This is a genomic window from Nocardia sp. NPDC004582, from assembly GCF_053602115.1.
The window spans coordinates 1-13,476 of sequence record NZ_JBSGCY010000055.1; the positions used below are offsets into that span (position 1 = coordinate 1).

At 70.2% G+C, this 13,476-nt stretch carries 15 protein-coding genes; 9 read left to right on the plus strand and 6 right to left on the minus strand.

What is annotated here, in order from left to right; genetic code table 11:
- Positions 1-262: 262 nt before the first annotated feature.
- From argC to ACWELJ_RS17280, 6 genes are read left to right on the plus strand one after another with little or no spacing between them, the layout of a single operon-like run.
- Complete coding sequence (gene argC, locus ACWELJ_RS17255) at positions 263-1,336, plus strand: N-acetyl-gamma-glutamyl-phosphate reductase (protein WP_452367119.1); 1,074 nt, start codon at positions 263-265, stop codon at positions 1,334-1,336.
- Between the two features lie 32 nt (positions 1,337-1,368).
- The gene (argJ, locus tag ACWELJ_RS17260; RefSeq protein WP_452367153.1) at positions 1,369-2,571 is read left to right on the plus strand and encodes a bifunctional glutamate N-acetyltransferase/amino-acid acetyltransferase ArgJ; all 1,203 of its coding nucleotides are present in this window, start codon (positions 1,369-1,371) and stop codon (positions 2,569-2,571) included.
- Positions 2,568-3,467, plus strand: coding sequence for an acetylglutamate kinase (gene argB, locus ACWELJ_RS17265; protein WP_452367120.1), 900 nt, complete (start codon positions 2,568-2,570; stop codon positions 3,465-3,467). The genes argJ and argB overlap by 4 nt, the downstream gene beginning before the upstream one ends.
- A complete protein-coding gene (locus tag ACWELJ_RS17270; protein WP_452367121.1) occupies positions 3,464-4,657 on the plus strand; it encodes an acetylornithine transaminase in 1,194 nt (397 codons plus the stop codon). Before argB ends, ACWELJ_RS17270 begins: the two co-directional genes overlap by 4 nt.
- Complete coding sequence (argF, locus tag ACWELJ_RS17275) at positions 4,654-5,598, plus strand: ornithine carbamoyltransferase (protein WP_452367122.1); 945 nt, start codon at positions 4,654-4,656, stop codon at positions 5,596-5,598. Before ACWELJ_RS17270 ends, argF begins: the two co-directional genes overlap by 4 nt.
- The gene (locus ACWELJ_RS17280; RefSeq protein ID WP_357288465.1) at positions 5,595-6,125 is read left to right on the plus strand and encodes an arginine repressor; all 531 of its coding nucleotides are present in this window, start codon (positions 5,595-5,597) and stop codon (positions 6,123-6,125) included. Before argF ends, ACWELJ_RS17280 begins: the two co-directional genes overlap by 4 nt.
- Positions 6,126-6,162: 37 nt before the next feature.
- Here ACWELJ_RS17280 and ACWELJ_RS17285 read toward each other — a convergent pair whose 3' ends face one another.
- Positions 6,163-6,951, minus strand: a complete 789-nt coding sequence (locus tag ACWELJ_RS17285; RefSeq protein ID WP_452367123.1) for a trans-aconitate 2-methyltransferase — start codon at positions 6,949-6,951, stop codon at positions 6,163-6,165.
- A gap of 248 nt (positions 6,952-7,199) precedes the next feature.
- On the opposite strand from ACWELJ_RS17285, the gene ACWELJ_RS17290 reads away from it, so the two are divergent.
- The 3 genes from ACWELJ_RS17290 to argH are packed head-to-tail and all read left to right on the plus strand — an operon-like array spanning position 7,200 to position 10,801.
- A complete protein-coding gene (locus tag ACWELJ_RS17290; protein WP_452367124.1) occupies positions 7,200-8,402 on the plus strand; it encodes an argininosuccinate synthase in 1,203 nt (400 codons plus the stop codon).
- A 54-nt stretch (positions 8,403-8,456) separates the two neighbouring features.
- Entirely contained in the window at positions 8,457-9,383 is a 927-nt protein-coding gene (locus ACWELJ_RS17295) for an SAM-dependent methyltransferase (RefSeq protein ID WP_452367125.1), read from the plus strand.
- Positions 9,380-10,801, plus strand: coding sequence for an argininosuccinate lyase (argH, locus tag ACWELJ_RS17300; protein WP_452367126.1), 1,422 nt, complete (start codon positions 9,380-9,382; stop codon positions 10,799-10,801). Before ACWELJ_RS17295 ends, argH begins: the two co-directional genes overlap by 4 nt.
- Positions 10,802-10,877: 76 nt before the next feature.
- Here the strand turns inward: argH and ACWELJ_RS17305 are convergent, their stop codons facing one another.
- The 5 genes from ACWELJ_RS17305 to ACWELJ_RS17325 form a co-directional block, all read right to left on the minus strand.
- Positions 10,878-11,219 carry a hypothetical protein gene (locus ACWELJ_RS17305; protein ID WP_452367127.1) on the minus strand — a complete coding sequence of 114 codons (342 nt, stop codon included), beginning with the start codon at positions 11,217-11,219 and terminating at the stop codon, positions 10,878-10,880.
- Between the two features lie 179 nt (positions 11,220-11,398).
- Positions 11,399-11,893 (minus strand): peroxiredoxin family protein, encoded by a 495-nt coding sequence (locus ACWELJ_RS17310; protein ID WP_452367128.1) that lies wholly within the window; start codon positions 11,891-11,893, stop codon positions 11,399-11,401.
- A 73-nt stretch (positions 11,894-11,966) separates the two neighbouring features.
- Positions 11,967-12,515, minus strand: coding sequence for an RNA polymerase sigma factor (locus ACWELJ_RS17315; protein WP_452367129.1), 549 nt, complete (start codon positions 12,513-12,515; stop codon positions 11,967-11,969).
- Positions 12,516-12,616: 101 nt separating this feature from the next.
- Entirely contained in the window at positions 12,617-13,075 is a 459-nt protein-coding gene (locus ACWELJ_RS17320; RefSeq protein WP_452367130.1) for an iron chaperone, read from the minus strand.
- Between the two features lie 48 nt (positions 13,076-13,123).
- A complete protein-coding gene (locus ACWELJ_RS17325) occupies positions 13,124-13,471 on the minus strand; it encodes a VOC family protein (RefSeq protein WP_452367131.1) in 348 nt (115 codons plus the stop codon).
- Positions 13,472-13,476 lie beyond the last annotated feature (5 nt).

A 13,476-nucleotide genomic window follows, 5' to 3' on the forward strand; every position in this document is an offset into this window, starting at 1 on the left:
CTCGCCGCCGCCACGTCGATCCTCGCTCCGCCGGCGGCCCGCGCGCGGGGGATTCGAGTCGCCCTGGGCGCGCCGTGAACGGCGGGGAGCGGGATTCGGCGTCTCCGGTGCCCGGCGGGAGCGGCCCGGCTGGGGGCCGACGACCGGCAGCGGTTGGGTGGCGTCGTCGTACATGGCGTTGTCGAGTGTGCCGTAAGCGGCGCTTCCTGTCAGATTTCCGCCCGGTTGTGAATGAGCTTGCACAGTCGTGCATAATCATCACATGGTGGATACCTCGAACGGGCCCCTGCGGGTCGCGGTAGCTGGTGCGAGCGGCTACGCGGGCGGTGAAGTGCTGCGCCTGCTCCTCGGACACCCCGCCTACCGAAGCGGGCGCCTCGAGATCGGGGCGCTGACCGCCGGCTCCAACGCCGGTAGCACCCTCGGTGAGCTGCAGCCGCATCTGCTGCCGCTCGCGGACCGGGTGCTCGCGCCCACCACCGTCGAGGAACTCTCCGGCCACGACGTGGTCTTCCTCGGGCTGCCGCACGGCCAGTCCGCGGCGATCGCCACGGCCTTGCCGGACTCCACGATCATCATCGACTGCGGCGCCGACTTCCGGCTCACCGACGGCGCGGCCTGGGAGAAGTACTACGGCACCCCGCACGCCGGCCACTGGCCCTACGGCCTGCCCGAACTGCCCGGCGGCCGCGACAAGCTGCGCGGCGCCACCCGGATCGCCGTCCCCGGCTGCTACCCGACCGTGTCGAGTCTGGCGCTGGCCCCGGCCGTCGCGGCGGGCATCGTCGAACCGCGGGTGAATGTGGTTGCGGTGAGCGGCACTTCGGGCGCGGGCCGCAAACTCGACGTGGGCCTGCTCGGCTCCGAGGTGATGGGCTCGCTGCGGGCCTACAGCATCGCCGGAGCGCACCGGCACACCCCCGAGATCGCGCAGAACCTGAAGGCCGCCCAGGCTTCCGGCGGCGCCGCCGGTGCGGACGTGAGCGTGTCGTTCACCCCCGTGCTGGCCCCGCTGCCGCGCGGCATCCTCGCCACCTGCACCGCCCCCACCACCGTGGATGCCGCCCAGGCCCGGGCCGTCTACGAGAAGGCGTACGCCGACGAGCCTTTCGTGCACCTGCTGCCCGAAGGCGTGCTCCCGCAGACCGGTTCGGTGCTCGGCTCCAACGCCGTCACCCTCCAGGTCACCGTGGACACCGACGCCGGACTGCTGGTGGTCATCGGCGCGATCGACAACCTGACCAAGGGCACCGCCGGGGCCGCGGTGCAATCGATGAACCTGGCCCTCGGAATCGACGAGACCGCAGGACTTTCCACCGTAGGAGTGGCACCGTGAGCAACGACAACGTCAGCAACGACAGCGGGGCTGTGGGGAACGGCAAGCTGGTGCGGTCCCAGGGCGTCACCGCGCCGCTGGGCTTCCGGGCGGCCGGAATCGCGGCGGGCATCAAGAAGAGCGGCAAGCCCGACCTGGCACTGGTGTTCAACGAGGGCCCCGAGTACGCGGCCGCGGGCGTGTTCACCCGCAACAAGGTCAAGGCCGCGCCGGTGCTGTGGTCGCAGCAGGTGCTGACCGGCGGGCACCTGCGCGCCGTCATCCTGAACTCCGGCGGCGCCAACGCCTGCACCGGCCCGGGCGGCTTCCAGGACACCCACGCCACCGCCGAGGAACTCGCGAAGGCGTTGAGCAACTGGGGAACCGAGACCGGCGCGGGCGAGATCGCCGTCTGCTCCACCGGCCTGATCGGTGACCGGCTGCCCATGGACAAGCTGATCCCCGCCGTCACCGAGATCGTGCACGAGATGGGCGGCGGCCTGTCCGGCGGCGCCGAGGCCGCGCGCGCCATCATGACCACCGACACGGTGCCGAAGGAGACCGCCTTCCACCACCGGGACAAGTGGAACGTCGGCGGTATGGCCAAGGGCGCGGGCATGCTCGCACCGTCGCTGGCCACCATGCTGGTGGTGCTCACCACGGACGTGGTCGCCACCCCGGCCCAGCTGGACGAGGCGCTGCGCAACGCCACCCGCTACACCTTCGACCGCCTCGACGTGGACGGCTCCTGCTCCACCAACGACACCGTGCTGCTGCTGGCCAACGGCGCGTCCGGCGTGACCCCGACCCAGGCGGACCTGAACGCCGCCGTGCTCGCGGTCTGCGACGACCTCGCCGAGCAGCTCATGTCCGATGCCGAGGGCGTCACCAAGCGCGTGCACATCACCGTCAAGGGCGCGGTCAGCGAAGAAGAGGCGCTGATCGGCGCGCGGGCGCTGGCGCGCGACAGCCTGGTCAAGACCGCCTTCTTCGGCTCCGACCCGAACTGGGGCCGGGTGCTGGCCTCGATCGGCATCGCGCCCATCGAACTGGATCCGAACCGGGTCTCGGTGTCGTTCAACGGTTCTCCGGTGTGCATCGACGGCGCGGGCGCGCCCGGCGCCCGCGAGGTGGACCTGTCCGGCCCCGACATCCAGGTGCTGGTGGAACTGAACCTCGGCGACGGTGAGGCCACGATCCGCACCACCGACCTGTCGCACGGTTACGTCGAAGAGAACTCGGCCTACAGCTCATGAGCGATGTGGTGAAACAGCTTTCGGCCCTCGACAAGGCGCACGTTCTCGCCGACGCGCTGCCGTGGCTGCAGAAGTTCCGCGACAAGATCGTGGTCGTGAAGTACGGCGGCAACGCCATGATCGACGACGAGCTCAAGCGCGCCTTCGCCGCCGACATGGCGTTCCTGCGCACGGTCGGCGTGCACCCGGTGGTGGTGCACGGCGGCGGCCCGCAGATCAGCGCCATGCTGAAGAAGCTCGGCATGACCGGCGAATTCCGCGGCGGCTTCCGGGTCACCACGCCCGAGGTCATGGACGTGGTGCGGATGGTGCTGTTCGGCCAGGTGGGCCGGGAACTGGTGGGGCTCATCAACGCCCACGGCCCATACGCGGTCGGCATCTCCGGTGAGGACGCCCACCTGTTCACCGCTACCCGCCGCACCGTGCAGGTCGACGGGGAGGCCACCGACATCGGCCTGGTCGGCGACGTCACCTCGGTGGAGCCGTCCGCCGTGCTGGATCTGATCGCGGCGGGCCGGATTCCGGTGGTGTCCACCATCGCCCCCGACGCCGACGGCGTGGTGCACAACATCAACGCCGACACCGCCGCGGCCGCGCTCGCCGAGGGCATCGGCGCGGAGAAGCTGGTCGTCCTCACCGATGTCGAGGGCCTGTACACCAATTGGCCCGACCGGTCCTCGCTGACCAGCCGCATCGACACCGACGAACTGGCCAAGTTGCTGCCGTCGCTGGACGAGGGCATGGTGCCGAAGATGGAAGCCTGCCTGCGCGCCGTCGAGGGCGGCGTCCCGACCGCGCACGTGATCGACGGGCGCGTCGCCCATTCGGTCCTGCTGGAACTGTTCACCGGGGAGGGCATCGGCACGATGGTCACCCCCGCACAGGAGATCTCATGAGTACCGCAGACATTCAGCAGCGGTGGCAGACCGCACTGATGAACAACTACGGCACCCCGAAGGTCGCGCTGGTGCGCGGCGCGGGCGCGGTGGTCTACGACGCCGACGGCAAGCGCTACCTCGATTTCCTGGGCGGCATCGCGGTCAACAGCCTCGGCCACGCGCATCCGGCGATCCTGGCGGCGGTCACCCAGCAGCTGGGCACCCTCGGCCACGTGTCGAACCTGTACGCCTCCGAACCGGTCATCGAACTCGCCGAGCGGCTGCTCGCGCACTTCGGCGACGGCCACGGCAAGGCGTTCTTCTGCAACTCCGGCACCGAGGCCAACGAGGCCGCGTTCAAGATGGCGCGGCTGACCGGCCGTACCAAGATCGTCGCCTGCGAGGAGGCGTTCCACGGCCGCACCATGGGCGCGCTCGCGCTCACCGGGCAGCCGTCCAAGCGGGAGCCGTTCGAGCCGATGCCCGCCGGCGTCGTGCACGTGCCCTACGGTGACGCGCCGGCGCTGGCCGCCGCCGTGGACAAGGACACCGCCGCGGTGTTCATCGAACCCATCATGGGCGAGAGCGGCGTCGTGGTGCCCCCGGCCGACTACCTGGCCAAGGCCCGCGCCATCACCAAGGACCAAGGCGCGCTGCTGATCCTGGACGAGGTGCAGACCGGTATCGGCCGCACCGGCGCGTTCTACGCCCATCAGGCCGCGGGCATCGTGCCCGACGTCATCACCCTGGCCAAGGGTCTCGGCGGCGGTCTGCCCATCGGCGCGGTGCTGGCCCAGGGCCCGGCCGCGGACCTGCTGCAGCCGGGTATGCACGGCACCACCTTCGGCGGCAACCCGGTGTGCGCGGCGGCGGCGCTGGCCGTGTTGCGGACCATCGACGAAGAGGGTTTGCTCTCGCACGTGGAGAAGGTCGGCAAGATCCTCGTCGACGGCATCGAGCACCTCGGACACCCGCTGGTGGATCATGTGCGCGGCGCGGGCCTGCTGATCGGCATCCAGCTGACCGACGATGTCTCCGCCGAGGTCGATCTCGCCGCCCGCGAGGCCGGATACCTGCTGAATCCCGCCAAGCCCAACGTGATCCGGCTCGCTCCGCCCCTGGTGCTCACCGAGACCCAGGCCGAGAACTTCCTGTCCGACCTGCCCGGCATCCTCGATGCCGCCCAGGCCCAGAAGGAGTCCAAGTGACCATCCGGCATTTCCTGCGCGACGACGACGTCACCCCCGCCGAACAGGCCGAGATCCTGGCCCTGGCCGCGGAATTGAAGGCCGCGCCGCTGGCCCGCAAGCCCCTCGCGGGTCCGCGCGGCGTCGCGGTGATGTTCGAGAAGAACTCCACCCGTACGCGTTTCTCCTTCGAGATGGGCATCGCCCAGCTCGGCGGTCACGCCGTCGTGGTCGACGGCCGCGACACCCAGCTGGGCCGCGAGGAGACCCTCGCCGACACCGGCCGGGTGCTCTCGCGTTATGTCGACGCCATCGTGTGGCGCACCTTCGAACAGGCCCGCCTGGACGAGATGGCCGGTGCCGCAACGGTTCCCGTCGTCAACGCGCTGTCCAACGAGTTCCATCCGTGTCAGGTGCTGGCGGACCTGCAGACCCTGCGCGAGCGCAAGGGCGACGACCTGACCGGCCGCAACCTCACGTTCCTGGGCGACGGCGCGAACAATATGGCGCACTCGCTGATGCTGGGCGGTGTCACCGCGGGCATGAACGTCACCATCGCCGCCCCCGAGGGCTTCGAACCCTTCGGCTGGATCGTCGACGCCGCGCAGAAGCGGGCCGCCGAGACCGGCGCGACCATTACCCTCACCCACGACCCGCTCGCCGCCGTCGACGGCGCCGACGCCCTGGTCACCGATACCTGGACCTCCATGGGCCAGGAGAACGACGGCCGCGACCGCGTGGCCCCGTTCCGTCCGTTCCAGGTCAACGCCGAGCTGCTGGCCCGCGCCGCCGCGGATGTGACGGTCCTGCACTGCCTTCCGGCCCACCGCGGCGAGGAGATCACCGACGAGGTCCTCGACGGCCCGCACAGCGCCGTCTGGGATGAGGCCGAGAACCGTCTGCACGCCCAGAAGGCCCTGCTGGTCTGGCTGCTCGAGCGATTCGAGCGAGGCGAGAGGTGAGCAGCGGCGAACGACGCACGGCCGCACCGGCTTCGGGTAAGTCCGGTGCGGCCGTCGCGCGCACCCGAGCGGGCCGGCAAGCCCGCATCGTCGCCATCCTGGCCCAGCACGAGGTCCGCAGCCAGTCCGAACTGGCCGCCCTGCTCTCCGGCGAGGGCATCGACACCACCCAGGCCACCCTCTCCCGCGACCTCGACGAACTGGGCGCGGTGAAGCTGCGCGCCGCCGACGGCGGCGCGGGCGTCTACGTGGTCCCCGAGGACGGCAGCCCCGTCCGCGGCGTCACCGGCGGCACCGAACGCCTCTCGAAACTGCTGGGTGACCTGCTGGTCTCCACCGATGCCAGCGGCAATATCGCGGTCCTGCGCACCCCGCCCGGCGCGGCCCACTTCCTCGCCAGCGCCCTCGACCGCGCGGCGTTGCCGGAGGTCGTCGGCACCATCGCCGGCGATGACACCATCGCGGTCATCGCCCGCGAACCCATGACCGGCGCCGAACTCGCCGCCAAGATCGAACAGCTGGCCTGAGCCTTCGCCCGGCCCGAGCGTCACCCGGCCTGAGGTTTCACTGCGCCTCGTGCGCGATCGCGGAGACCTTGTGCGCCACCGCGAAAACACGCCGGAACGGCAGCCACGTCGTGCCGTCCGGATTGCGGGGGTAGGCATCGCGCAGAATCGGGGCGAGGTCGGCGCGGAACCGCTGCCACTCCTGGTCGTCGAGGGTGTCGCGGACCGGGCGCAGGGCCGTGCCCGTAACCCAGTGCAGGACCGGGTCTTCGCCGGTCAGGGGCTGGAGGTAGGTGGTCTCCCAGGCGTCGACCGCGCATCCGGCGGCGGCCAGGACCGCGGCGTACCCGGCCGCGTCCGGGACCGCCCGGCGGTCGAGAATGCCTGCCGCCGACAGGCGTTCGCGCCAGCGCGGGGAGGCGGCGACCTCGCGGATCGCGATATGGGAAGGGGCGTCGAAGTTTCCGGGGACCTGGAGGGCGAGCCAGGCGCCGCCGGGCAGGGCGTCGATCCATGTCGGCAGCAGGGCGAGGTGATCCGGGACCCATTGCAGGACCGCGTTGGTGACGACCACGTCGGTGTCGGGGGAGGGGCGCCAGTCGCGGACGTCGGCGACGGAGGCGTCGATGCCGTGTTCGCGTGCGGCGGCGACCATTTCGGGGGAGGAGTCGAAGGCCTCGAGGGTCGCGTCGGGCCAGCGCTCGGCGAGGGTGACGGTGAGATTGCCTGGGCCGCAGCCCAGATCGGCCACGCGCCGGGGCCGGTCGGCTCGCACCCGGTGGACCAGATCGAAGAACGGTCGCGCGCGCAGATCGTCGAAGGCGAGGTAGGTCTCCGGGTCCCACATGGGGTCCTCCGATCGTCGAATTTCCCAAACCGTACGTCCGTACTGTATCCCTGTTCGGGTGCCGGGGCAAGGTTCCCGAGGGTGACGGGCGCGGCGGTAGGCGCAGGCGGGGACCCCGGTTATGAATGGGATTGCATCGTCATGCATAATCATTTGCAGGACGACGGAGCGCACCACGGGACCGGGAAGGGACCGCGGGCAGCGCACCGGTCGAGGGCCTAAACGGACTACTGAGGAGCACACGGACTATGACCAAGCGCGTCGTACTCGCCTACTCCGGCGGACTGGACACATCGGTCGCCATCAGCTGGATCGGTAAGGAGACCGGCGCCGAGGTCGTCGCCGTCGCCATCGATCTCGGCCAGGGCGGCGAGGACATGAACGACGTGCGCCAGCGCGCGCTGGACTGCGGCGCGGTCGAGTCCATCGTCGTGGACGCCCGCGACGAGTTCGCCGACGAGTACTGCCTGCCCACCGTGCAGGCCAACGCCCTCTACATGGGCCGCTACCCGCTGGTCTCGGCCATCTCCCGGCCGCTGATCGTCAAGCACCTGGTCGAGGCCGCCGAGTACCACGGCGCCGACACCGTCTCGCACGGCTGCACCGGCAAGGGCAACGACCAGGTCCGCTTCGAGGTCGGCATCGGCGCGCTCGCCCCCGACCTGAAGGTCATCGCCCCGGTCCGCGACTACGCCTGGACCCGCGAGAAGGCCATCGAGTTCGCCGGCGAGAACAAGCTCCCGATCAACGTGAGCAAGAAGTCGCCGTTCTCCATCGACCAGAACCTGTGGGGCCGCGCGGTCGAGACCGGCTTCCTCGAGGACCTGTGGAACGCCCCGACCAAGGACGTCTACGACTACACCGTGGACCCGACCGTCAACTTCGAGGCGCCCGACGAGCTCATCATCACCTTCGACAAGGGTGTCCCGGTCGCCATCGACGGCCGCCCGGTCACCATGCTCGAGGCCATCACCGAGCTGAACCAGCGCGCCGGCCGTCAGGGCGTGGGCCGGCTGGACATGGTCGAGGACCGGCTCGTCGGCATCAAGAGCCGTGAGATCTACGAGGCCCCCGGCGCCATCGCGCTGATCGCGGCCCACCAGGAGATGGAAGCCGTCACCATCGAGCGCGAGCTGGGCCGCTACAAGCGCCAGGTCGAGCAGCGCTGGGGCGAGCTGGTGTACGACGGCCTGTGGTACTCCCCGCTCAAGCGCGCTCTCGACGCGTTCGTGCAGGACACCCAGCAGCACGTCTCCGGCGAGATCCGCATGGTGCTGCACGGCGGCAGCGTGGTCGTCAACGGCCGTCGCTCCGACGAGTCGCTCTACGACTTCAACCTGGCCACCTACGACGAGGGCGACACCTTCGACCAGTCGCTGGCCAAGGGCTTCGTCCAGATCCACGGCCTGTCCTCCAAGGTCGCGGCGCGACGGGACCTCAACAGCAAGTAGTAGCGTCGATCCGGGCAGTTCTTGTTGTGACACCCGGCCGAAGGAGACGCGCCCATGCGAACCGATGACGACAGTTGGGACATCACGGAGAGCGTGGGCGCGACCGCCCTCGGCGTCGCGGCCCTGCGCGCCCACGAGAGCGGGCAGCAGGACGCGCTCTTCCACGACCCGTACGCGGCGAAACTGGTGAGCGCGGTCGGCTCCGAGGGCTGGAACAACCTCATGGCCGGGATGCGGAACCTCGGCGACAGCGAGCAGGGCGGCGAGGACGCCGATCTGCGCGGCTGGTCCATGGGCAGCGTCCTGATCGCCCGGACGATCTACTTCGACGAGTACTTCGCCGCCGCCCAGCGCGCCGGGATCCGGCAGATCGTGATCCTGGCCGCCGGGCTCGACGCCCGCGCCTACCGGCTCGAATGGCCCGAGGGCACCCGCATCTTCGAGCTGGATCAGCCGAAGGTGCTGGCGTTCAAAGCGCGAGCCCTCGCCGAGGACGAACCCGCCGCCGACCGCCGCGAAGTGGCGATCGACCTGCGCCAGGACTGGCCGAAAGCCTTGCTGGACAAGGGTTTCGAACCCGGCGAGCCGACCGCCTGGCTGGCTGAGGGACTGCTGCGCTACCTGCCCGGTCACGCCCAGGACAAGCTGCTCGAGCAGGTGGCCGAACTCAGCGCGCCCGGCAGCCGGATCGCGTTGAACCTCGGCACCGACCAGGACATGGCCGACCAGTTCCGGGAACGCCGGGCCAAGGTCATGGCCGACGCGGGCGTGAAGATCGACCTGGAAAACCTGTTCTACCCGTGGGAGGACCGCAAGGACCCCCGCACCTGGTTCGCCATGCACCAGTGGCTGGTGACCGAGGGCGACCCGGTCACCCTGCTCGAGGACCGCGGCCGTACCGTCCCGGAGACGGCCAAGGCCGGTATGGGCCACCACATTCTGATGACCGCACTCCGACCCCGAGGAGACGACACGCTATGAGCCAGGGCGGCAGCACCAATGAAGGCGCGCTGTGGGGTGGACGCTTCGCGTCCGGTCCCGCCGCGGCGATGGCGGCGCTGAGCAAGTCGACCCACTTCGACTGGGCGCTCGCGCCGTACGACATCCGCGCCTCCCAGGCGCACGCGCGCGTGCTGCACAAGGCCGGGCTGCTGTCGGAATCGGATCTGACGGGCATGCTGGCCGGGCTGGATCAGCTGGCCGCCGACGTGGCCTCGGGCGCGTTCGGGCCGCTGGAATCCGATGAGGACGTGCACGGTGCGCTCGAGCGCGGCCTGATCGACCGGGTCGGCACCGAGCTCGGCGGGCGGCTGCGCGCGGGCCGCTCCCGCAACGACCAGGTGGCCACCCTGTTCCGCATGTGGCTGCGGGACGCGGTGCGGCACATCGCCGCCGGCGTGCTGGACGTGGTCGACGCCATCGTCGCGCAGGCGGCCGCGCATCCGGACGCGGTCATGCCCGGCAAGACCCACCTGCAGGCCGCCCAGCCGGTGCTGCTGGCCCATCACCTGCTCGCGCACGCGCATCCGCTGCTGCGTGACATCGAGCGGATCCGCGATTTCGACAAGCGGGCCGCGGTGTCGCCCTACGGTTCCGGCGCGCTGGCGGGCTCCTCGCTGGGCCTGGATCCGGAGGCCATCGCCGCCGAACTGAACTTCGACTCCTCGGCCGCGAACTCCATCGACGCCACCTCCTCGCGCGACTTCGCCGCCGAGGCCGCGTTCGTGCTGTCCATGATCGCGGTCGACCTCAGCCGCATGGCCGAAGAGGTGATCATCTGGAGCACACCGGAATTCGGCTACATCACCCTCGCCGACGCCTGGTCCACCGGCTCGTCGATCATGCCGCAGAAGAAGAACCCCGACGTCTCGGAGCTGACCCGCGGCAAGGCCGGTCGCCTCATCGGCAACCTGACCGGTTTGCTGGCCACCCTGAAGGCGCAGCCGCTGGCCTACAACCGTGACCTGCAGGAAGACAAGGAACCGGTCTTCGATTCGGTCGCCCAGCTGGAGCTGCTGCTGCCCGCCATCGCCGGCCTGGTCTCCACCCTGACCTTCCACACCGACCGCATGGCCGAGCTGGCCCCCGCGGGCTTCACCCTAGCCACCGACATCGCCGAATGGCTGGTCCGCCAGGGCGTTCCGTTCCGTGTCGCGCACGAGGCCGCGGGCGGCTGCGTCCGCGCCGCCGAGGCGCGCGGCGTCGGCCTGGACGAACTGACCGACGCGGAGTTCGCGGCCGTCGACCCGGCGCTCACCCCCGCTGTGCGGGAGGTGCTCACGGTGCAGGGCTCGATCGCCTCCCGCAACGCGCGCGGCGGCACCGCCGGAACCCAGGTCGCCAAGCAGCTCGAAGAGGTGCGCGGCACGGCCGCCACCCAGCGCGCCTGGCTGGGCTGACCAGCGGCGACAGCTTCGTCGAGCGACGACAACGGCCCGTGGGGATTCCCTTTCCGGAAACCCCACGGGCCGTTCGTCATCCGCGACGGTAGTTCATGTGTTTCGCGGCGGGCACGGACGCGCGACCGGAGTCGTGCACCTTGCCGTCGCGATTGGGTTGTTTCCGCGCGCCTTTGCCGCGCCGTTCGGCCCGCGAGAGCCGAGGCTCCTCGGGGGTCTCGACAGGGATGTCGGGCGACACGGGGACAGTGGGCGACGCCGCAATTGCAAGCGACGCGGGGATGGCAGGCGACGCCGGAATTGCAAGCGACGCGGGGATTTCAGGCAACGCGGGGATTTCCGGCGATGCGGGAATTGCCGACGACGCGGAAATTGCCGACGATGCGGGAGTAGCAGGCAGCGAGAAGTGCTCGGGCACAAGTCCTCCTAGAAATATGCGTGACCGACTAACCGGATCGGGTGCCGGCCGGAATCGGGAAAGCCACGGGCGGTCGAGACGACAGACCGCCGGGCGTCAGACGCGAATCGCGCTCAGGAGAACAGGAACAGCCACATGCCGAGCACTGTAACCACAGGCCCGCACCCGCCGCATCCCATTTAATTCCGCGTGTCCCGCAGGGCTTGGTTCCGCGTGTCCCGCAGGGTGAGGACAGCGGCGGTGATGCCCTTCCGGTCGTAGCTGCTGACCGGCATGGTCGCGCCATGAGTGTGGCGGACTGTGCCCTCGGCGTCGACCAGCACGGTGCCCGACTGCTGCATCGAACCGAAGACGCGGCGGGTCAGGCCGACCGACTCGTGCGGGTCGCCGGTCGAGCCGGTCAGGACGGCGAACGGTATGGCGTGCTTGGTCTTCCAGGCCAGCGCGGCGTCGCGATCCTCGGGGACCACGATCACGACCCGGATGTTCTCGTCGTCGAAGAAGTCGCGCCGCGCGATCAGATCACGGACGTGCCGGTTGCAGATCGGGCAGGAGGTCGAGCGCATGAAATACAGCAGGGCGCCGCGCGCGTCGCGGCTGTCCGACAGCCGCCAGGGCTGTCCGGCGGTATCGATCAGATCCAGATTCGGCGCGGGGTGTCCGGTGGTGAGCATGGTGGAGCGTCCCTTCGTCAGGGGTGGGCGTGCGAGATGGTGGAGATGACCGGTGGTGCGACCGGGCCGGCGGTCAGCGACGGTCGTCGAGGCCCTGGCGGACCGCGGCGCGGGCGCGGTGCAGCTGCGATTTCATTGCCGCGGTGCTCAATCCGAGCGCGTCGGCGGTCGCGCGGCCGGGATAGCCCAGCACATCGCGCATGATCAGCACCCGGCGCTGCACCTCGGGCAGGGCTGTGATCGCCTCGGCCAGCTGGTCGGCGTCCAGTCGCCGCAGCACCTCGTCCTCGGCGGAGCCGACGACGTCGACGGTCTCGGTCCGCGGCGCGTGGTCCAGGACTCGCCGCGCCCGGCGCAGGCACTCGTTGCGGACGATGCGGAACATCCACGACGCCAGCGCGGTGGTCGCGCGCAGCGTGCCGATCTTGCGGTACAGGATGATCAGCGCTTCCTGCGTGGCGTCCTCGGCATCGGTGTCGGAGGCGCACAGCTGCCGCGCGAACCTGCGCACATGCGGATGCGCGCCGTACACGACGGCGGCGATCGCCTCGCGGTCACCGTTCTGGGCCGCTGTCACCAGCTGCTCACCGGCCCAGCCGCGTTCCACGCCCTGCTCTCTCACTTCGATTCGTACAGTCACCACCATAAGAGCGTCCCCGGCCGGAAAAGGATTCGAATCCGGCCGGGGAAAGTCGCCCGTGGGTGTTCTCCAGCTGTGGGGTTCTAGCTCAGGGCCTGCCGCATGAGTTCGGTGATGCGGGCCTCGGTGGCGGGTGTCATGCTCTTCAGCGCGTAGTTGACCGGCCACATCTCGCCGTCGTCCAGGTTGGCGGCATCGTTGAAGCCCAGGATGGCGTAGCGGTACTTGAACTTGGCGGCGGGCTGGAAGAAGAACACGATCTTGCCGTCGCGGGTGTAGGACGGCATGCCGTACCAGGTCTTCGCGCCGAGCTCGGGGGCGATGGACTTGACCAGGGCGTGCAGGCGTTCGGCGATCGCGCGGTCGGCGTCGTCCATCTCGGCGATCTTGGCCAGCACGTCCTGCTCGCCGTCGGCCTTGGCGGAGCGGGAGTTGCGGCGGCGCGCGGCGGTCTTCAGTTCCTCGGCATGGGCTTTCATGGCGGCGCGCTCGTCGGCGCTGAAACCGACGGTGGTCTGCTCGGCGGGGTTCTCGGTGGCCATGGCTGGATTCCTTTGCGGGAGTGGGGGAGAAGGGGACGAGGGGGAGGGTCAGCGGTCCTGGATGAGGCCCAGGACATTGCCGTCGGCGTCGGTCACGGTCGCGACCAGGCGGCCGCCGCCGACCTCGCGGGCGGCCTGCCGGACCGTCGCGCCCGCGGTGGTGAGCGCCGCGATCTTGGCCTCGATGTCGGTGACGTGCCAGTAGGAGACGGGGCCGGCCGGGCTCTGCGGGCTGCCCGCCGGGACCAGACCGATGTGCTGGCCCTCGGCGTCGAAGCCCACGTAGTAGGGGGAGTCGGTCTGCGGCTCCAAGCCCAGCAGCGCGGTGTACACGGTCTTGGCGGTCGCCAGGTCGGCGACGGGGTGCAGCACGGTCCTGATGCCCTGGGTGGTCATTGTTT